Below are 21,346 nucleotides of genomic sequence, written 5' to 3' on the forward strand. Positions count from 1 at the left end.
GCAATTCGAGGCCAGAAACCGGGTTTCTTCGTAGATATCTAGTTGAGAATCTGCGATTTTTCCCAGAAACCCGGTTTCTTTTTTCTCAGTAACTTTTAACTGAAAACCTCAGCATCCGAGTGTGTCAGCGGACAAATACAACTCTCCTGTCCCAGCCACTGCGATCCTACTTGATGTAACGCTGCCATCACCGGTTGAATTTGCCGACCTTTGGGTGTGAGGGAATATTCTACACGGGGTGGAATTTCGGCGTAAACATGGCGCTCGACTAACCCTTGAGATTCCAACTCTCGTAGGCGTTGAGTCAGGGTTTTCGTGCTGATTCCCGGAAGCGCTGCGAGTAATTCATGGGTGCGCTTCGCGCCACCAAACAGTTCGCGTAAGACCAAAATCGACCACTTATTGTCCAACAAATCCAGCACAAATTGAATCGGACATTTAATTTCTATGCACTGACTGGGTTCCACCATAAACTCCCTTCACATTTGCCTTCAGGATAATTTCCATATTTCTTTATAAATGGCTGAAGCGTCCTATGGGCTTCTATGCTTTACTTTAAGTAACTATAGGATAGCACTGGTAACTGACTTGTGGGCGATCCCGGATTAAGGGATAGTGTTGCACAGTCATCAATTCCGAACAATCCACTCTCCTCCTATGGTCAGTTCAATTAGTAAATCGGAGTCTGCTGGTCTGCCATCCAGCATTAAAGCACCTGTTCAAGAAACCCTGTTAACACCCCGCTTTTACACCACCAATTTTGATGCCGTTGCCGAAATGGATCTGTCCGGGCAACAAGCGGAATTAGAAGCAGTTGTAGCAGAATTGCGCGCCGACTATAACCGCCACCATTTTGTCCGCAATCAAGAGTTTGAGCAATGCTGGGACAACATTGATGGCGAAACGCGAAAGGCATTTATTGACTTTTTAGAGCGCTCCTGTACCTCAGAATTTTCTGGTTTTCTGTTGTTCAAAGAACTTTCCCGCAAACTTAAGAATCGCCAACCGTTGTTATCGGAAGCCTTTAGCTTACTGGCCCGGGATGAAGCGCGTCATGCGGGTTTTTTGAATAAGGCGATGACGGATTTTGGGTTATCTTTGGATCTGGGCTATTTAACAAAAAATCGGACTTACACATTTTTTCCTCCGGAATGGGTGATCTATACAGTTTATCTGTCGGAAAAAATTGGCTACTGGCGCTATATTTTGGTGTTTCGCCATCTCGAACAACATCCCGAACATCAAATTTATCCCCTGTTTCGCTACTTCGAGAATTGGTGCCAAGACGAAAATCGGCACGGGGATTTCTTTAAGGCATTGTTGCGATCGCAGCCTAAGCTTTGGAATAGCTGGAAGGCAAGACTCTGGGCGCGCTTTTTCCTGCTGACAGTGTTTGCCACCCACACAATGACGGTGTTGGAACGCTCCACATTTTATGACTCGATCGGGATGGATCCGCAGGAATATAACAAGCAGGTGATTCATCACACCAATGAAACGGCAAAACGGGCATTTCCCAGTATTTTAGATACCCACCATCCAGAATTATTCCCACGGTTAGAGCAATGCGCGATCGCCAATCAAAAATTGGCAGAAATCTCTAGCAACCAGCGCCATCCCGCCATCCAATTTTGTCAAAAATTACCCTGGATTGCTGCGATCGTGTGGCAGTTGTTGCGCCTTTATTTACTGCCCTCGATTAATGCTGAATCGTCTAGAACCGTGATTAATTAGGAGATATTGCCATGACTAATCTATCGACACGCCTTCGAGAAGGCACGATGAAATCCCACACCACAGCCGAAAATACGGCATTTATGAAATGCTTTATCAAAGGCATTGTGGAACGCGAACCTTTGCGTAAACTATTTGCCGATTTGTACTTTGTCTACAGCGCCCTAGAAACGGCTTTGCAGAGCCATGTCAGCCACCCGATTATCGGGGCTCTCTATTTCCCTGAGTTAAATCGCGCTGAGAATTTGGCTCGCGATCTAGCGTTTTATTACGGTGAAAATTGGCGGCAGCAAATTACGGCTTCACCTGGGGGTTGCGTGTATTGCGATCGCATTGAAACCCTCTCAACAACCGATCCAGTCCTGCTGATTGCCCATGCTTACACTCGTTACATGGGTGATTTATCCGGCGGGCAAAGCTTGAAAAACGTGATTCGATCGGCACTATCTTTGCCATCAAATCAAGGCACTGAGTTCTATGAATTCGACCAAATCTCCACACCGGAAGCAAGGCGAGTATTTAAGGAACGCTATCGCCAAACCCTGGATGAGTTTCCGGTGGATGCTGACACTATCGAGCGAATTGTCACAGAAGCAAATGCGGCATTTACGCTCAACCAAGATGTGATGCACGAACTAGAAGCTGATGTGAAAGCTGCGGTCGGAGAACATACCTTTGATTTGCTGACTCGGCAAGATCGGCCCGGCAGCACACAAGGCCACTCTCATAGGGGTGAACGAGAAGTCGTCGCGAAATAGATAACTCCACAAAACAAAGATCCCGACATTTCTCAAACCGGTTGGGGTTCTAAATCTACACAACAACACTCAGGATAAATCGGTTCATGAAACAGTTATCACAAGCGGTTGAATTTGATGCTGCATTGTTAAATAAATACAACCAGCCTTTACCTCGGTATACCAGCTATCCACCCGCCACCGAATTAAGCACTGACTTCGATCGCAACGCATTTAAAACCGCGATCGCCGTCGGCAATCACAAACGAACCCCCTTATCGCTTTACTGCCACATCCCCTTTTGTGCAACGCCCTGTTATTTCTGCGGCTGCAATACCATCATCACCCAGCGCAAGGAGGTGGTAGAACCCTATTTAGGCTATCTCGATCGCCAAATTCGCCAAGTTGCCCGTTTGGTGGATGCCGATCGGCTGGTGCATCAGTTGCACTGGGGTGGTGGCACTCCCAATTATCTTGACCAGAGTCAGGTGGAGTTTCTCTGGAACCAGTTGAATCGGCATTTTCGGTTCGATGACGCGGCAGAAATATCGATCGAAGTTAATCCCCGCTATATCGATCGCGAATACATTCTATTTCTGCGACAATTAGGCTTCAATCGGATTAGCTTTGGCATTCAAGACTTTAATCCCACCGTGCAGGAAGCAATCAATCGGGTGCAGCCCGAAGCAATGTTGTTTGATGTGATGGATTGGATGCGGGAAGCTGGGTTTGAAAGTGTCAATGTAGATTTAATTTACGGCTTACCTTTCCAAACACAAGCAACATTCCAGGAAACGGTACAGAAGACCTTGCAATTAAATCCCGATCGCATTGCAGTATTTAATTTTGCTTATGTCCCCTGGCTCAAACCGGTTCAGAAACGAATGCCGGAATCTGCTTTGCCGACTGCTGGCGAAAAGCTGAAAATTCTGCAAAGTACGATCGCCCAACTAACGCAAAATGGCTATGTGTTTATTGGCATGGATCACTTTGCCAAGCCTAATGATGAATTGGCGATCGCCCAACAAGCGGGTCAACTCCATCGGAATTTTCAGGGGTATACAACCAAGCCTGAATCAGATCTGCTGGGCTTTGGCATGACTTCCATCAGTATGTTGCAGGATGTGTATACCCAAAACCACAAGCGATTGAAAGACTTTTATCAGGCGATCGATGCGGGTGAATTACCGATCGCTCAAGGGGTGCAACTGAGTCAGAAAGATATGATTCGGCGCACGGTCATCATGGAATTGATGTGTCAATTTCAACTATCGGTACAAGATTTGGAAGAAAAATACCATCTCGGCTTCGAGCGCGATTTCAATGACTATTTCGCCGAGGAACTTCCCAAACTCGATGCCTTAGAAGCCGATGGGTTAATCAAACGTTGGGGCGATGGGATTGAAGTAACTGCGATCGGGCGATTGCTAATTCGCAATGTTGCCTCCGTGTTTGATACCTATCTCATTCCCGAATCTAGCAAACGGTTTTCCAAATCCGTGTGAAGGTTTTTAACACTAATTAAAACAAGGAAAAAAACAATGTTTTGCGAACAATGCGAACAAACAGCAAGCGGACAAGGATGCCATCAGTTTGGCGCTTGTGGAAAAAGTCCCCAGGTGAATGCGATCCAAGATTTGCTGATTTATTATCTGCGCGGGTTGGCTCCGATTGCCCTCAAAGCCAAGGAATTAGGCATTGATACTCATGCAGTGGATGCCTTCACCTGCGAAGCGATCTTTGCCACGATGACGAATGTCAACTTTTCCGAAAAGCGGTTTGTTGAGTATCTCCATGAAGCGATCGACCATCGCGCCAACCTCAAGGCTCAAGTGCAGCAAGCAACAGACAATCCACCGACCTGGGCTGCAATTTCCGACTTTGAACCCAACTTTGAGGAGAGCCTGGTTGAGCAGGGTGAGCTGATTTCCATCCAGTTCATGAGTCAGTCTGCCTCGAATGTGGATATTTTCTCGCTCAAACTCACAGTGTTATATGGGGTTAAGGGTCTTGCCTCCTACACCTTCCACGCCTACGAAGTGGGACAGGAAGACGAGCGGGTGTATCGTTTCATTTATGAAGCGCTGACCGCCCTCGATAACCAGACCTTGGGCTTGCAGGAGTGGGTGAATCTTGCTCTTGAGGTGGGAGCCATTAATCTGCGATCTATGGAACTATTGGATGCCGGACATACCAGTACCTACGGGCACCCAATTCCCACGCCTGTTCCCCTCAATCCACGCCAAGGGAAGGCGATTCTGGTTTCAGGACATGACATCAAACAACTCGAAGCCATACTGAAGCAAACCGCAGCCACTGGAATTACGGTTTACACCCACGGCGAACTTCTACCAGCCCACGGCTATCCCAAACTAAAACAGCAGTACCCCCATCTCTACGGTCACTACGGCACTGCTTGGCAGAACCAAACCAAGGATTTTGCCAAGTTCCCCGGTGCGATCGTCATTACAACCAACTGCTTAATGCCAACCCATTCCTATTATGAAGATAAACTCTTTAGCGTTGGCCCGGTTGGCTATCCCGGCATGATTAACTTGAGTGCGATCGACAATGGCGCACCCGATTTTACTTTAGTTATTGAGAAAGCACTGGCACTTCCCGGCTTTACTGAAGATGCACCCCCCAGGGCAGTCACAGTTGGTTTTGCCCGCAATACAGTCTTGGGAGTGGCAGATCAAGTGATTGACGCTGTGAAACAGGGTAAAATCCGCCATTTCTTCCTAGTGGGGGGCTGTGATGGAGCTAAGCCCGATCGCAATTATTACACCGAGTTCGTAGAAAAAGTGCCTGATGATTGTGTCGTGCTAACCCTAGCTTGCGGCAAGTTTCGGTTCTTCGATCGACAAATGGGCGAAATTGACGGTCTGCCCCGCCTGATGGATATCGGTCAGTGTAACGATGCCTACTCCGCGATTCAGATTGCTGTAGCACTAGCGAATGCCTTTGAGGTAGGTGTCAACGATATACCCCTTTCCATGATTCTTTCCTGGTACGAACAAAAGGCAGTAGCCGTCTTGCTAACTCTCTTGCATTTGGGGATTAAAAACATTCGGCTAGGGCCGACATTACCGGCGTTTATTTCTCCCAATGTATTCAAGCTTCTGTCGGAGCAATACAACTTGCAGCCCATTACCACCCCTGATGCCGATCTGGCAGCTTGCTTGAGCTCATTAGCAGTCATTCGCTAAGTCTATTCAGAGGGATTCATCTGCGTTTATCTGCGTTTATCTGCCCTCATCTGCGGTAAAAAAAAGAGAATTTATCGAGCCGCAGATGATAAGGGATTGACGCTGATTCACGCAGAGGTCGAGAATAGAGATAGGAAGGGGCGAGCGATCGGATGGAGATTCATATTCTTAAAGATGGCAGTCGGATTTTCACAGGCTGCCGAGGTCAACTGAATCTGGCTGAGTCGGAATTATAGACCCGATCGCATTAAGCATCGAGCATCCAAGCAATACACTGTTGCATTTGATTGCTCATTGTTTCTCGATCGGCATTATACCTCCGGCCGTGTCCCGGCAACACCCATTCAAACGAGTAATTAGCCAAGTTTCGCATAGACTTGATTTGTTCCGGCCAAGAATACCAACAGACTTCGCGAAAGCCAACTAGCTGCTGCAAATAGTCCGACCAGGCGAGATGGTCGCCGCTGAACAAAAACTTGTTCTTATAAAGTAAAACCGTGTGACCTTTAGTATGACCTGGAACAGGTACAATCAACAAATCATCAGCTATTTGATGCGGTTCGCTGCCGGATAATTGAATTTCTACACTGCGAGTATCCGCGTTAACTTCTTCAGCATCAAGAATGCGATCGCACCCAAAATGGTCGCGGTATTTTTGATGGTCTGCTACATCGTCGCGGTGAGTCAAATACAGATAGCGAATGCCGCCCATTGCTTCTATGTTTTTGACTAGCGGCGGTACAAAACGGGGAGAATCAACTAAAATGTTTCCTTCGGGGCGGACAATTAAATAGCTGGCCGCGCCGTAGGATTTCTCTGAGTGGTAGCCGCAGTGGTAGACATTTTCTGTTACGAGTGCGGGCAAATGTTGCTGAACTTCTTTGATGTTTTTGGGTTTTTCTACAGTGCCGATCGAACTTGTGGGACAAGACAAAAGAGCCGCGAGACTTCGCAGGGATGCTGTTTCGTTTGTCGGCTGCTGGTAAACCGCAGACTGTTCTCCGGCTTGAGTAAATACGGACGGTGCCATCCACCGACAAGTATCGCAGTCAATGCAGCTACTGTCTACATAAAAATTACCGCTGATATTTTCGGGGCGGCGCAAATTGATGTGAGCCATTTTTTCACCTCTTAATCACAAATAGAAATTTTGGTAATTTAGTATAACTAGCATCCCCGACATCCCGCCGGGGGTTTAAACCCCCGTCTCAAAGCACAAGTCGGTTAAAACCGACTGATAATTACTCCCTTTTTATACCAAGTTTTTCAACTTTTTATTGACAGTAACTTACTCTCAGTCCTATGCAAGAGGACTTTCGCTCTCTCGGCAGGGGTTTAAACCCCTGCCGGACTGTCGGACTACTGCTTTTGATTCGCTGGAAAAGCACCAGCTTTCACCGCCACAGTAACAGGTTGTCCGCTGCGGCTCAACTCAAGCTGCATATCCTTGCCTACTGTACTTTTCTCAACAATTTGCTGTACGCTGCCAGCATCGGTCACTTCTGTACCGTTGATTTTCTTGATCACGTCGGCAACGCGAACTCCAGCTTGTGCGGCGGGAGAATCTTTCGCAACTCCTAAAACTAACACGCCTTTATCTTCAGTCAGCCTCAATTTGCTGTTGGGATTTTTATTAAATTCTGCCTTGACTTCGGGAGTAATGCTCAACATCCGAACGCCGAGATAAGGATGTTCGGCTTTTCCGGTTGTTGCTAATTGGTTGGCAATTTGTTGTGCCCGATCGATCGGAATCGCAAAACCCAGTCCTTGGGCGCCTTGAATAATCGCCGTATTCATGCCGATAACTTGACCGCGCTGGTTCAGCAGCGGGCCGCCGGAATTGCCGGGATTGATGGCAGCATCGGTTTGAATAAAGCTGACGCGCTTGTCGGGAACGCCCACATCGGCGCTAGAACGGCCTGTGGCGCTAATAATGCCCACAGTCACGGTATTGTCCAAACCGAGGGGATTGCCGATCGCGATCGCCCATTCTCCCGGCTGTAACTCTTCAGATTTGCCCAAACTCACCACAGGCAAATTGTTAGCTTCAACTTTAACAACAGCCACATCAGTAACTGTATCTACCCCCAAAACTTTGCCTGCAAATTCGCGGCCGTCCTTCAGTTTTACCGTCACCGTATCCGCGCCGTCAACAACGTGAGCGTTAGTTAAAATGCGGCCGTCGGAACCAAAAACAAAACCAGAACCCGAGCCCCGCTCAACCCGACTTCCCGGTTGAATGGGAGATTCCGAGCCGAAGAAGCGGCGTAATTGCTCGGGGATCTCATCAGGAACCCCGTTCTTCACCGTGCGAGAAGAATTGATCCGCACCACTGCAGGGCCGACTTCCTGCACTACTTTAGTGACAAAATTAGAGTCTTGAGAGGGCAGTATATTTGCAGGCAATGCTGAGATTGGCGCTGCTGTTGCAGGCTCAGTTTTGATAGCGTTAGAACTTCCAGGAACTTGGGAAGTTAGGGCGTTGCAGCCAACTGTTGCTGTGGAACCGAGCAAAATTAGGGATAAAAAAGCAAGTTTTTTCGGTAAAGAAAAACGGCTACAAGGCTGAGTTTGATTAGGCATATTTTTGGTTGACACAGTATTAATTTGGTGAGAGAATGGGCGAGAGTTATAATTATGGTTTGGCATTTTTAGCACCTACTGTAATTAACTCAGAACAAAGGTTCTTTATTTTAATTCAAGCATTTGTGAGCTGTGCTTGACTGGTGGGATTTACCCTACAGGGTGGAGTAAAAACCGGGCTGTCGCAGGCCAATTGTAGATTTTAGCTTGTAAGTGCGATCGCTCTGGGCTAGCACTGGCGAATTGCCGCCTAAATGCGATAATACAGACTACGGTAGTCCGCCCGGATATTCCGCATTTTCTCGGAAGAAATCTTCATGGAATCAGTCTTATGAGATCAGCGGTCACGACCGCAATCTAATTCGTTCGTAGTGAGGACTGAAGTCCTGATAATTTTCTGAGGACTTCAGTCCTCACTACGAACCTGATAAGGGTTATTTTACAGGCTGCGATATCATTCCCAATTTTTCAATCTCAAATCTAAAATAGTATTATTGCTCCGTAGCTTCTAGAGAACTAACCGCATCAATTTCCCTCGACTTATTCCTTAAAGTTTCCCAAGTATCAACCGTATTCTTAATAAAACCGGCCATCGGCACAGCAACTATCAAACCTGGTACTCCAGCCACCTTAACCCCCACTAGCAGCGACACTAAAATCCACACAGGATTGAGACCAATAAAACCGCCTAATAACCGAGGAGCAACCCCGCTTTCAATTACTTGCTCGATTACTGTAGCGACAGCTAAAACTGTGACGCCGAGCCAAAAGTTGTTTAATACGATCAGCAAACTGACAACGCAAATACTGAAAGGTGCCCCGAAGGGAATCATCGTCATGACACCCACACCCAAACCGAACAGCAGCCCGAAGGGAACTCGCAAAATTAAAAAAGCCACAGTCATCGACAGTCCCATCAAACCCGCCAAAGTTGCTTGTCCGACGAAGTAGTTGTGGAAGCTGCGCGCCAGCAACTGGCGCAATTGCAGGCTCAGCTTGGAGGGAAACCACTTAAACAAGCCTTCCCACAGGCGATCGCCGTGCAATAGCAAGTAGAATGTCAGAACTATTGTCAGCAGGAAATTCAACAGACTGTCTGCCGCACCCAAGCCAAATTTGAGGATTTCGCCGGTGAGAGACTGCAATTGAGCTGAAAGTCGATCGCTCAATTGAGTAGTCAAACCGCTAACATCAATGGGCAGACGGCGATTTTCCGCCCACTTGTGGAACGCTTCAATCTGTTCTGTACCAGAAACTATCCAAGTCGGCAATCGAGTCGCCAGTTCAGTGATTTGGTTCAGCAGAATCGGAGCCAGAGTCACACCTAAAACTACCAATACCAGTAAAGTTACGAACAATACTGACAAAACTGCGCGATCGCGCTTCAAGCCGTATCTCCGCAGAAAGCGCACAGGATAATCTAGCAAAAAAGAGAACACTGTAGCGATTATCAAAACTGTAATCAGAGCGCGAAAATACTCAAAGACTAGGAGGGCTAACCAGCAGTTGAGTACCGCTAGAGGAAATAACAGTCCGTAAGTCCACCACTGCGGCAGTTGAGTGAAACGTCTCATCTAAGTTAACCGAGTTAAAAATTGAGATGCACGATGCGAGATTGACGCTGCTATTCGCCGTTTTCTGTTAACTATTTTATTGAGCATTTATTTATACCATGCTGCTGAAAATTCCCAGTTGCTCGACCCGAATCGGAAATAGGTCTGCCGGCAGGCAATGCCTGCCAGAACCATGTTATCTCGTTTCCGCTGCTATGGATATATTACCTGCGGAATAACTTATTTTTTGCGGTTGGTACAAAAGTAGTTAGACGCTCTCAATTCAAGCTTTTTCCCCGTGCCGTTCGAGAGCTAATTGAATTAAACGGTCTGCTAATTCGGGGAAAGAAATACCATCATGTGCCCACATTTGAGGATACATACTGGTAGCTGTAAAGCCAGGGAAAGTGTTAATTTCGTTAATCAAAACTTCTCCGGTTGATTCAACGTAGAAAAAGTCTACCCGCGCTAAACCGGCGGCATCTATCGCTAAAAATGCTTGCACTGCCATTTCTTGGATTTGCGAGACGATCGCGCTGCTGACTTTTGCCGGGATTGACCACTGGGCTTGTCCCTCGGTATATTTAGTTTCATAGTCGTAGAAATCGCTTTGAAAAGTAATTTCTCCCACCGTTGAAGCTTTGGGGTTGTCGTTGCCCAAAACAGCACATTCTAATTCTCTAGCAACCACACCAGCTTCCACAATAATCCGCCTGTCGTAGCTGGCCGCGCTGTCGAGAGCTGCTTCTAGTTCGGCGCGCGATCGAGCCTTAGAAATTCCCACAGAAGAGCCCAAATTCGCTGGTTTGATAAAGCAAGGATAGCCCAACTCAGCTTCAATTTTGTCGCACAGTTTCGGGAAAACGCAAGGATTAGACCAGATTTCGGAACGGTTGACAGCGATGTATTTTACCTGCGGCAAAAGGGCGCGAGCAAAAGCCATTTTCATCGCAATTTTATCCATTCCCACCGCCGATCCCAAAACCCCGGAACCGACAAAAGGAACTTGCAATAATTTCAGCAACCCTTGCACCGTACCGTCTTCGCCGTTGGGCCCGTGCAAAACTGGGAACCAAACATCTACGCCATTAAAATTAGGAAACTGCCAAGCTTCTCCTGGTTGTGACTCTATTTCCAGAGGTTTGCCGGCGGCTAAGACTTGCTGGGGTAACGTTCCCGACAGCCAGCGGCCGTCTTTTTGGATATAAAAGGGCAAAACTTCGTATTTAGAGGTATTTTCGTCAGCAGCGAGGGCCCGGGCGATCGCCCGCGCCGAACTAATAGAGACTTCGTGTTCGCCCGATCGCCCGCCGAAGAGTAACCCGATCCGCATCTTCGTCATTTTTCCATACTCCCGATACTTTTTGACAAATATACACGCAGTTAGCCCAGCTAGAACAGGAAGTATTCAACAGCAAGCGAGAATTCAGGATAATTAAACAAGCTCGAAAACTGGCAAAACTTGCGCTCTCATCAGAGGAGAGCTACTTGGGCTGTATTGGTTTCACAAAACTGCTGCGAGCCTCAACAAAACAATTACTCGGCCCGCCAGTACCCTCACTTTTTTCAACAAAAAACCAAGGTTTATGTTGCGCGTCGTACAAAACCCCCAATCCGCTAGGGCCGAGATAGATTTCAAAATTCTGGCCTGGTTTCAAAGTACCAACAACAGGCCAACTGCCAATATTTAAATTTACCTTGCTCCCCGGGTCTTCTATTTCCTCAATAGAATGCGGGCCCATGCGACATTTAACACCCTTCGGGTCTGAATTTGCGGCTTCCCAATATCGGTGAGAAGTTCTTGGATACTCTCCCCGTTCGTTTGGCTGCGGCAATTCAGCTTGAGGAGTTGTTTGCGGAGTTGATTTTTGCGTGTAAAATTCAGAATTTTGTGTCATGTTATTTAAACTCTCTTTATTCCAATTATAGTCAGAACTTTTCAGGTATGTGAGGTATAGAGCTTTTGTAGGGACTAAGGCCAAGCCTATTGGTGTCAACTTAACGCGCTTGCCCGCAGTCCGCCAGGGAATTAATTCCCTGTCTCAAAGCGAAAGTCCTCTCAAAGAGGACTGAATAAATTATAGGACTTACACACAGACTCTACTTAGGAGATGTCTATTAGTCCTCTTTGAGAGGACTTCAGCTTTGAGGCAGGGGTTTAAACCCCTGCCGGACTGCAAATTTAATGCTAAGTTGACACCTATGGGCGAAGCGTAGCGGAGGGAGTGCCGTGTCCTTACGGGGATTGGGAACTCAAAGAACTATTTAAACTCTTTCTCCAGTCAAACTAAAAGCGCGAATATCTGTAATTTTAACACGCACAATTTGCCCAGCCAATTGTGCAATATCGCCCTTAAAAAATGTGAGGCGATTGCCGCGAGTGCGCCCCATCACCTGAGTTGGATCTTTGAGATTCTGGACTTCCACCAAAACCTCCTCAGTGCGTCCGAAATAGCGCTGCGATCGATCCATAGCAGTTGCAGTCACGACATGATTGATGCGTTGCAGGCGATCGGCTTTCACCTCCTCACTCAACTGATTTTCCCACAAAGCAGCCGGCGTCCCCGGGCGAGGCGAATAAGCAGCAGTATTCACCAAATCGAAACCAACATCTTCGATCAACTTCAGAGTCTTCTCAAACTGCGCCTCCGTCTCCCCGGGAAAGCCCACAATCGCATCAGCCGTAATCGAAGCATCCGGCATATAACTGCGAATCCTCTCAATAATCCGGCGGTATTTCTCCTGAGTGTAACCCCGAGACATCGCCTTCAAAACATCATTATCTCCAGACTGAAAAGGCACATGAAAATGTTCGCAAACTTGCGGTAATTCCGCACAAGCCTTAATCAATCTTTCATTAAAATAGCGCGGGTGGCTAGTAGCAAATCTGAGGCGCTCCACGCCCGGAACATCCTGCACAAAATAAAGCAAATCCGTCAAAGTATGCTGGTGGCTGCCATCCGGTTTTGTCCCCGGCAAATCGCGACCGTAAGCATCAATATTCTGCCCCAACAAAGTCACCTCCTTGTAACCTTGACGGCCCAACTCCTCCATTTCAGCGCGAATTGCCTCCGGAATTCGCGACTGTTCAACCCCGCGAACATTCGGCACAACACAATAAGTGCAGCGTTCGTTGCAGCCGTAAATTACATTCACCCAAGCAGTCACCTTGCTGTCACGGCGAGGCTTAGTAATATCCTCCATAATCTCCACAGCTTCAGTCGCCACAACTTGATTACCCTGAAAAACTTCTTCCAGCAAATCTTCAAGTCGGTTAGCGTGTTGCGGGCCCATTACTAAATCTAATTCCGGCACTCTCCGCAGCAGCGCCTCACCTTCCTGCTGCGCCACGCATCCAGCTACAACTAAAGTTAAACCCGGTTCTTTGCGCTTGCGGTGAGCTTGCCTTCCCAGGTTAGAATAAACTCTTTGTTCGGCATTGTCGCGAATCGTGCAAGTATTGTAGAGAATCAAGCTAGCGTCGTTCGGGTCTTCCGAGAACTCAAAGCCCATATTTTCGAGAATGCCGGCCATCCGTTCCGAGTCGGCTTTATTCATCTGGCATCCGAACGTGGTAATGTGATAGCGGCGGGGTTTAACGGTCATGGCGAATTGCAGGCAAATAAAAAATCTAGGTTTTCAACCTTAACCAACTATTATATAACAAGTCTAAACCATTTGTGAATTTTTCTTTTTCTTAGTTCATTTAAAAAACCGCGTTCACCAATCTCTAGCGTGTGTGAGGCGCGACGATTAACTGTTACGGGGGGCTAGAAACCCGGTTTCTACGAGTTTTGGGATTGGTCACGACAAATCTAGCAAGAAACCGGGTTTCTGAGATACTTTTGCGCTTATTTATCTATTTATTTTATATATAAAAAATTAAAAATTGTTTTAGCAATAGCCTGGGAAGCCAAATAAGGAACCCCATTCCCAACAGTTTTAAACATATTAGTCAGCGTCATATTATCCGGCAGCGCAAACTCTTTTGGCAGTGACTGAACGGCAAGTGTTTCTGCAACAGAAAGCCTGCGAACTTTGTAAGGGTGCAAGTGAACTTCGTTATTGCCGTAACAAGCAGTCGGCGAATAACGCCAGCGGTGCAGGCGCTTAAAAGATTTTCTTGAATCGTCTCCCTCCTCGACCTCAGCAAACCTTTTAATCCCTGCTCTCGGTTGAAAATAATGTTCAGCATTGGGATGGTTGAGAACGTCATTTTTTTGGAACCAAAACTCAACCGTCAACTCTTGGGGAATGCCATCAGGACAAGGAAAGAAACCATCGCCTGCAAAGGCATTTCTCTGAGGCCAAGGAAGAGAAAAGACTTCTAATTTGGGATATAATATCTGACTTTGCCAAGGAAATAAACTTTCTGGTAACATCAGGCTTTTTTCATCTAGGGAAATGCCCAGATTTTTGAGCGTATTTTTTCTAAAGCCAATCAAAATAATTCGGTCTCTATCCTGCGGTACGCCGTATTCGATCGCATTTATTAAACGTTCCACAAAAATATATCCCGCATCAGCCAACTTATGCTTTAGTTCGTCGTAAAAAGCTTTATGTTTTTTAGTTCTCCACAAACCTTTGACATTTTCAAACAAAAATAAATCCGGCTGCTGCTGGCAAATCAATTCAATGTACGAAGCTGAAAGTTTGCCTTTATCTCCTTCCTGACCTCGGTTTTTGCCGCCAACAGAAAAGTCAGGACAAGGCGGCCCCGCGATAAATCCCACAATATCGTGACGCTTGCGGGCATCCTGCATCAATTCCCGCAGGCGAAAAGCTGGTTTTCCCCCTACAAGTTGAGTTACATCTGCTTCCTCTCCTTCGCAGTATCCGTATTCTGGTAGCGGCAAATTCAGGCACTGCCGAGAATAGCGGTATGCTTGCATGAAAGGTGGGAAAATTTCATTGACATAGACTACATGAAACCCACTTAATTCAAAACCGAGGTCAAGGAATCCCGAACCGGAAAAAAAGGAGAATATACAGGGAATTGGGCGGAGCGAAGCGGAGGGATGGGGAATTGGGCATGGGGAATCGGGCATGGGGAATCGGGAATTGGGAATTGGGAAAAAGGGAATTGGTAATTGGTAATTGGTAGAATGGCCGGGGCGGGTTTATGAGATTATTGGTCTTAGGCACAGATTGTCTGTAAAACCCGCCCCTACAGGTATTATTACAACCATTGACCGCCTCGGAAACGCCAGTAGGGAAAGAAAATCCGCATCAGCGTTTGCGATGCCAGATAAATAGCCAGCCACACTAAACTGTAATGCAATGCAAAAGCTGCCAAGTCAAAATCTTCTCGCGGTATCCCCGGCAAACCGATAGTTTTGATTAAAAATAACACAAATAGTGCTTCCCAAATCCCGGCGATCAATTGAAATGCGCCCGGCCAATCTCGATCCCAGCGAAATTTCTGGATGTAGATATATAAAACATCCCAGCCGATGCCAAAAATGGCTACATAGCCTAAAATTAAGAAAAAAATTGCGCCAGATGTGGAGGTGATTAAACCAAAAAAAAATGGCAGGGTTACTAAAACGCCTGCGGTGGCAAATAGCAGCAACCGAGTTTGCCAGCGGCCGGATAAGGTGGGGGTCATTCGATTTTAGATTTGGGATTTTGGATTTTAGATTGGGTATTTGAGATTGAATGCGAATAATTTTATATTTTGAATTGAGATTTGAGAATTTAGATTGAATGCGAAGCTATTTTACCTCCGTTAAATCCGTTAAAAAATCCGTTGCCGAACTTCTTCAATTTAGCCGGGAGATTGATTTAAAATCCACTTCAACCACTGCACGAACGATCGCCAAACGCTCAATTTCCCGACACCCGGAGCTCCGTTAGCTGCCAGACTTTCAACGGAACGCAGGGCGGCGTATTGCAAGCCCAAAAAGCTGTCTACGGGCGCGTAAGGGCCGCCCAAAGTAATCGCGCCCGCTGTGTACACCCGCCCTTCTGGGTGAAGAGAGGAAGTGTTGCGCAATTCGGGAACTTCAAAATCGTTGTTGACGCTCAACCGCCCCAAACTGTTGAGGGGCAGATTGTATTGAACTACCAAATCGTCTAGCAGGGGACTGGTTTTTACCTTAGCGTCCAAACCAGTAGCGTCAATAATAAAATCAGCTTCTAACTTAATTTGCCCTTTAAGTTCCTTCTCCCGAATGTACGTCACCGTGCGGTTTTGACTGTCGCGCTCGACTCGCTCGACTTCGCCGAAGGTAATTTGATACCATCCTTGACTTAAACCTTCTTTGACAATGCGCCGCCAGTCGCTGCGCTGCGCTGTGGTAGTGCCGCCCCAGTCTGTCAGCAACTGCGGGCGAAATTCTGGTTTGGCATTTTCCAAAAGTACGCGCAGTTCCCCGCCCCAGCAGGCTTTGGGCCAGTTGAACGGTTGAAATTCATAGTGATTTTCGACTTGTCGCACGGCCCGATCGAATTTGTTACCTTGAGGTTTGGCCGATCGCATCAAATGCAATACTTGAATGTTGCGGTTCCGCTGCCGCGCTTCGTAAAGTCGCTGCACCACCCGCGAAGCCACTATTCCCCGCCCTCGAATTAACACGCTGCCGCCCCTCGCCTCCAACTTTTCGTAAACGCCGTCGTGGCTTTCGTAAGCGTTGACAACCGACTCAAAATCCTGGGTTTTTTCGCGGTATTCTTGCAAGTCGGGCAAAAATTGAATGGCGGGATAGCCGGTGGCTAAGTGTACGTATTTGGCGATTAAAAAAGCGTGGTCGCGACGATCGGCATTCGATCGAGAATAAGCGATCGCGTACCTGCCGTCATCTGTCTTGCGAATTGCCCGCACTCTCCCGTAGCGAAACATCTGATTCCACCCGATACGCACAGTTTCCCTGTCAATAGAATCAAACACATTCCCGGCGCGCGGCGTATAAGTTTCGGCAAAAGTCGGTTCCGCAAACACCTGCCACATCAACATCAGCGATACTCCCAACCGTCCTTTGAGCAATTCCTGCCAAGCTTCCCGCACAGCATAGGGAGGCCAGCCCCAAATGTTGTCTGGACACGAGTCAGAATTCGATCGCAGGCGTTCCCGCAGCGGAATTTGAGAATTCAGGCACAAACGCCGGTAGCGGGCGTAGGGCTGCTCTTCCATGCCCAGAACGGCAATTCGATCGACCTTCACCCCGCAAATTCTCAGCAAATCCACCCAAATCAAGCTGCCCAAACCGCCGCCAACCGCAGCCCAATCAATTTCTTCAACAGGGAGTCCCATAGATTGGAGCGATCGCATTGTCACTTGATTCGCCTGCAAAAATGCGATCGGCGGAAATTCTCCCTTACTAGGTGTTTGAGGAAGCGGCGACACGATTTGCTGCCCCAGCGCGGGGTCTGGCCCATTGGTCTGCGGGTTAAAGAAAATGTGAGAATTGACAGACTGAGTTTCTGTGGAATTAACAGCAAATGAAATGGCTATCTTGTAGGGCCCGATTTGCAGCATATCCCCGTTTGCCAGCACGCACCGCGTTTGGCGGATGCCGTTGACAAAAGTACCGTTGCGGCTGCCGGTGTCAGTAACTACGATACTGTCGCCTTCGGTGGCAATCACAGCGTGAAACCGAGACACTTGACTGCTTTTGAGGGGAATTCGAGAAACCCGCTCGCCGTTGATAGTGGCGGGCATAGCTTCAAAAATTCGTCCTAAAGCCATCGGCAATTCGAGTATCGGGGAGCGACAATCCCCCGTAGCTGTATCTTTCCAAGTCAGTCGCAGGCGCAAGGGTTGAGGATTCATTATGATTTTTTAAACATCAGCCGTCGGCTTTGAGCTTTCTGCGAAAAAAGATTTTTGAATTTGAAAGATGTGATTTGAGATAAGGGCTTATATAGCATTTCTCAGGTACATGAGGTACAGGTTGAGATTTTCCATTTTTCGATTGGAGATTTTAGATTCGGGGATTGAGGAATTGTTAATGAATTGGTGAATACCTCACTTACACTCTTTTGCGCTATATCAAAAACTTTAATAGTTCTAGACGGATAGGGAGCTAGAAACCCGAAACTCCGTAGATTTCTGGTTGTTAAGCCCGATATTTTCTCCAGAAACCCGGTTTAGTAAGGCCCAGGCGCCGATATTTAAGTGTGGCCTGCTGATGGTGCACCTTACCCCTGATATTTGAGATGTTGGATTGAATGCCGTCTAGAAGTCTCAAGAAGGGAAAATTACCTGGGGGAAAGGGTACGATCCTAGCATCGGCGATCGTGGGATCGAAAATCCGACGATCGCCCAAAAACCGATACAAGTTTCCGACACTCGCCGTCGAGATTCAAAAATTTTAGACTCCAGTTCAATCTCCCAGATTCACGGCGCTGCAAGTAAATCGAAAAATGGAAAATCGAAAAATGGAAAATCGACTGACGATCGCCCGAGTTTGGCTTTTTCTCTCCCCTCACTCCGAGAGCACCACACTCACCGCCGCCGCCAAAGAAGTACCGCACCACGGACACCCCGCACTCAACTGCGAATAAGGCGAAACGCGGCTGCACTTGGGACACTGCAAACCGTAGGTTGAAGGCGGAGTCGGCGGGGAGCAACTTTGAACCCCAGGCCCTGAGAGCAAAACAGTCAGCGGCGCGGCTACCTGCACCTGTGTCACCTTTACCACCTCGATTTCCACTTGGCCTAAATGGATGCGGCTGTCGGATTTTAATGTTGCTTCGCCTTGGGCGAGAATTTTTCCGTCTACCAGCGGCGGATTGCTGGGGCGCAAATTCCGCACTGCATACTCCTGCAATTCTTGATTAAAAAATATTTCGACGTGCAACCCCGATACGCTCTCATGCGAAAATACTATATCGCACTTTTCCCGATCGCGCCCGAGTCTCACGGTTCCCGGATTTTTGCTCGGCTGTCCGTTTTGAATCGTCTGAGTTTGACGCACCCCAGCCTCTGTCCATGTTAAATTGAGCTGGTTTGTCATGATTCTATTATTCCTGAAATATATAAAAATCTTACTTATTTATATCAACTCTTCGGACAGTTTCTGGGCCCACGCGCCTGGACCAAGAAACCCGGTTTCTAGGAGTTTTGCTCTTGGGTCACGAGAAATCTACAAAGAAACCGGGTTTCTGGGAGTTTTGCTCTTGGGTCACGAGAAATCTACAAAGAAACTTGGTTTCTGGGATCGGCGTGCGATCGCTAACTGTATTCCTCTGAGAAAATAATTGGTGTTACCAAAGAAAAAAGCCCCGAAGTCGGGGCTTTTTGCGATCGGATTGGCTTTTGTTGAGAGACAGACTGGTGTTTGCAAGCTTGTCTAGCCCGCAAACTTGTTGACCCTCAAGACAGCTTCATAACTTCTTAAGAATCCCGCAGTAAGGATATTTCAGTCACTGTGTGAATTTGTCACAACAGAGTTAAGCTTCGCTTTTGCGGCTTTTGCGGCCGCCTTCGCGACCAATTTGAGCCATGTGTTCGCGATTTCTGCTGACAGCTTCGCCGCCTTTTTGACCAGCTTCTCTGGCTTCTTCCGAAGTAAATTCGTGTGCAGTTCCTTTCGCGTGTGCAGCTTTTCCGCCTTTGCTGGCAATTGCGCGCTGTTTTTCTGCGTCCATAGATGCGAATCCGCGTTTGCTTTTCTCAGCCATGACTGTCTCCTTGTTTGTTTTCTGATTTTTTAGCTCGATCGCGCCTTCACCAGGCACTGTCGTTGGGACTCCCAGCCCGTGGTGAGAGCTCAGACGGTAAATTATGCAACGTCATCTGACGAATGTAAACTTTTGGTTTCAGTCGCAGGATGACTGTTGGATAATTTACAAATGTGAACTAAACATAGTTCACGCCCGGGTACTGTAGTTAAAGCCGCCAATGTTTAAGCTGATTACTGTCTTTCAATCATTCTACAAATCCCCCAACTTTTATACCTCTTTCTCAGGTATAGTCATTCTTTAGTTCGCTGGAAGGATGGAACCGAAAGCTGATTGGCGATACACTCAGAGGATTTTTCGACAGGGCGGCGACACCTCAAAAATTCAAAGTCCAAAGAGGGATGCTTTTTTGTCTTTTGACTTTTCATTTTTTTGCCGACGATCGGGCCTGCCAGTTATCCCGATGTTAGTTGGTCTGCCGATCGAGTTGTTTCTGGCAAGCGATATCTCGGGGTGCAGCGCAGGACGTACTCGATCGCCTCGATCAAGTTTACCCTATGACCGATCGATACATAAATCGGTTTTACCCCTGTTTGCGTCCTTAGCGCTGCGCCTACGGTTGATCCCTCCTGCTGCAAGGGCTGCCAACAGCCCCGCTCGAAACCTACTTCTGAATGTTCTCCGATAAATCTAGTTTTGGCAACTCCGATCGTCGCAATTCCTGTCAAAACGCCCAAATGGCAGGCAAGACCGAACCTGCGGGGATGAGCTACTCCTTGACCGTCGCACAAGATCAAGTCTGGTCTCAAACTGATCTTGTCTAAAGCGTCGAGGACTGCCGGCACTTCTCGAAAAGACAAGAAACCGGGAATGTAAGGAAAAGCTGTAGGACTGCGAACCACCGCCTGCTGCTGTAATTGCAAGTCGGGAAAGCTCAGAACTGTGACAGCAGCCAGCGATACGCTGTCTGCACTGTCGTAGCCGACATCTACGCCTGCGACGTACCGAACTGTCTCCAGTTGAGTTTCGGTAATTACCTCTGACCGGAGTTCTTCTTGAATGGCGATCGCCTCTTCAATTGTCTGCGGCCAAGGGTGTCGCTGCAACATTAGATATCTTTCTTCAACCGTTCTCATCTAAGTTTAACTTATTTTGCGGCATTTCTAAACTCGGATTTTTATCATTTGTCGCTATAAATTCCCAACTTGGGCAAGGAGTCTTTTTTTATACTCGGGAGGCTTGAGTAAGGTGGGTCGAGGCCCATTCTCTAGCAGATGTTGAAGGAAGAAGGAAGAGTTGACAGTTGACAGTTGACAGTTGACAGTTGACCGAAGGAAGAAGGAAGAAGTCAAGCGTGAAGAAGGAAGAAGGAAGAAAAGCAGTTCAGTAATTAAGAACGTTCTAACCGGCCTGGCGGTTGCTATACAAATAGAGTCTGTACGCCGTTGTAAAGTGAAATTCTATCTTTCGCTGGTGCTTGCACCAACCTGCAAAGGTTTCACCTGCGCCCACCTGCAATTTTTCTCTAAAAATTAACAAAAATTACCTGTTCGAGCCTGATTTTTTAGCTTTCCCAAAAGCTTTTGAGTTCAGAGTGCCATCCAGCTTGTAGAGAGAGCGATCGAGCTTTCAATTCACTTCTATATCTGAAATCCTCCCATTTGTCCAGATATTGAAACATTTATTCATCAATCATCTGGGCCTGGTACAAGTGCCATTGTTCATAGCAGATCGTCGCTCTAACAGGAATTGTATATTTTTTGCAGTTGAGAGGCTCTCATACCCTCAAAATTATATGACTTTTATGAAAATCAATCAATGAATTTATGAATTGTTGCACCATTAACATGAAGTTATAATTTTAGATAAGACCGCAACTAAAACTAACATCCCGTAACACAAAATA

17 protein-coding genes are annotated in these 21,346 nt (G+C 47.2%); 4 read left to right on the forward strand and 13 right to left on the reverse strand.

The features are described 5' to 3' along the window. Positions 1-95: 95 nt before the first annotated feature. Positions 96-470: a winged helix-turn-helix transcriptional regulator gene (locus QUB63_RS12810; RefSeq protein WP_332945551.1), complete on the reverse strand. Its 375-nt coding sequence runs from the start codon at positions 468-470 to the stop codon at positions 96-98. 187 nt (positions 471-657) lie between these two features. On the opposite strand from QUB63_RS12810, the gene acsF reads away from it, so the two are divergent. The 4 genes from acsF to hcp all read left to right on the forward strand — a co-directional run bounded on the left by acsF (position 658) and on the right by hcp (position 5,680). Further along, on the forward strand, positions 658-1,734 hold the full coding sequence (gene acsF / locus QUB63_RS12815; RefSeq protein WP_332945552.1) for a magnesium-protoporphyrin IX monomethyl ester (oxidative) cyclase: 1,077 nt from the start codon (positions 658-660) through the stop codon (positions 1,732-1,734). 11 nt (positions 1,735-1,745) lie between these two features. Beyond that, positions 1,746-2,492 carry a biliverdin-producing heme oxygenase gene (locus tag QUB63_RS12820; RefSeq protein ID WP_332945553.1) on the forward strand — a complete coding sequence of 249 codons (747 nt, stop codon included), beginning with the start codon at positions 1,746-1,748 and terminating at the stop codon, positions 2,490-2,492. An 86-nt stretch (positions 2,493-2,578) separates the two neighbouring features. Then, positions 2,579-3,976 (forward strand): oxygen-independent coproporphyrinogen III oxidase, encoded by a 1,398-nt coding sequence (gene hemN, locus QUB63_RS12825; protein WP_332945554.1) that lies wholly within the window; start codon positions 2,579-2,581, stop codon positions 3,974-3,976. A 36-nt stretch (positions 3,977-4,012) separates the two neighbouring features. Continuing rightward, positions 4,013-5,680 carry a hydroxylamine reductase gene (hcp, locus tag QUB63_RS12830; RefSeq protein ID WP_332945555.1) on the forward strand — a complete coding sequence of 556 codons (1,668 nt, stop codon included), beginning with the start codon at positions 4,013-4,015 and terminating at the stop codon, positions 5,678-5,680. 247 nt (positions 5,681-5,927) lie between these two features. Here the strand turns inward: hcp and QUB63_RS12835 are convergent, their stop codons facing one another. From QUB63_RS12835 to nfi, 12 genes are all read right to left on the reverse strand, one after another. After that, positions 5,928-6,800, reverse strand: a complete 873-nt coding sequence (locus QUB63_RS12835) for an MBL fold metallo-hydrolase (protein ID WP_332945556.1) — start codon at positions 6,798-6,800, stop codon at positions 5,928-5,930. Between the two features lie 239 nt (positions 6,801-7,039). Beyond that, entirely contained in the window at positions 7,040-8,263 is a 1,224-nt protein-coding gene (locus tag QUB63_RS12840) for an HhoA/HhoB/HtrA family serine endopeptidase (protein ID WP_332945557.1), read from the reverse strand. Positions 8,264-8,754: 491 nt separating this feature from the next. Then, positions 8,755-9,837 carry an AI-2E family transporter gene (locus tag QUB63_RS12845; RefSeq protein ID WP_332945558.1) on the reverse strand — a complete coding sequence of 361 codons (1,083 nt, stop codon included), beginning with the start codon at positions 9,835-9,837 and terminating at the stop codon, positions 8,755-8,757. A 262-nt stretch (positions 9,838-10,099) separates the two neighbouring features. Next, positions 10,100-11,158: a D-alanine--D-alanine ligase family protein gene (locus tag QUB63_RS12850; protein ID WP_332945559.1), complete on the reverse strand. Its 1,059-nt coding sequence runs from the start codon at positions 11,156-11,158 to the stop codon at positions 10,100-10,102. A gap of 142 nt (positions 11,159-11,300) precedes the next feature. Beyond that, positions 11,301-11,714, reverse strand: coding sequence for a hypothetical protein (locus QUB63_RS12855; RefSeq protein ID WP_332945560.1), 414 nt, complete (start codon positions 11,712-11,714; stop codon positions 11,301-11,303). Positions 11,715-12,081: 367 nt separating this feature from the next. Continuing rightward, on the reverse strand, positions 12,082-13,422 hold the full coding sequence (miaB, locus tag QUB63_RS12860; RefSeq protein ID WP_332945561.1) for a tRNA (N6-isopentenyl adenosine(37)-C2)-methylthiotransferase MiaB: 1,341 nt from the start codon (positions 13,420-13,422) through the stop codon (positions 12,082-12,084). Positions 13,423-13,679: 257 nt separating this feature from the next. Beyond that, positions 13,680-14,864, reverse strand: a complete 1,185-nt coding sequence (locus tag QUB63_RS12865) for a DNA cytosine methyltransferase (RefSeq protein WP_332945562.1) — start codon at positions 14,862-14,864, stop codon at positions 13,680-13,682. A 131-nt stretch (positions 14,865-14,995) separates the two neighbouring features. Further along, positions 14,996-15,424, reverse strand: coding sequence for a hypothetical protein (locus tag QUB63_RS12870; RefSeq protein WP_332945564.1), 429 nt, complete (start codon positions 15,422-15,424; stop codon positions 14,996-14,998). Between the two features lie 159 nt (positions 15,425-15,583). Continuing rightward, on the reverse strand, positions 15,584-17,587 hold the full coding sequence (locus QUB63_RS12875; protein ID WP_332945565.1) for an FHA domain-containing protein: 2,004 nt from the start codon (positions 17,585-17,587) through the stop codon (positions 15,584-15,586). A 655-nt stretch (positions 17,588-18,242) separates the two neighbouring features. Continuing rightward, positions 18,243-18,773, reverse strand: coding sequence for an FHA domain-containing protein (locus QUB63_RS12880; RefSeq protein WP_332945567.1), 531 nt, complete (start codon positions 18,771-18,773; stop codon positions 18,243-18,245). 436 nt (positions 18,774-19,209) lie between these two features. Then, on the reverse strand, positions 19,210-19,497 hold the full coding sequence (locus QUB63_RS12885) for a KGG domain-containing protein (RefSeq protein WP_332945568.1): 288 nt from the start codon (positions 19,495-19,497) through the stop codon (positions 19,210-19,212). Positions 19,498-19,895: 398 nt separating this feature from the next. After that, complete coding sequence (gene nfi / locus QUB63_RS12890; protein WP_332945569.1) at positions 19,896-20,549, reverse strand: deoxyribonuclease V; 654 nt, start codon at positions 20,547-20,549, stop codon at positions 19,896-19,898. Positions 20,550-21,346 lie beyond the last annotated feature (797 nt).

Source organism: Microcoleus sp. ARI1-B5 (assembly GCF_036705795.1).
Taxonomy (GTDB): Bacteria; Cyanobacteriota; Cyanobacteriia; order Cyanobacteriales; family Microcoleaceae; genus Microcoleus.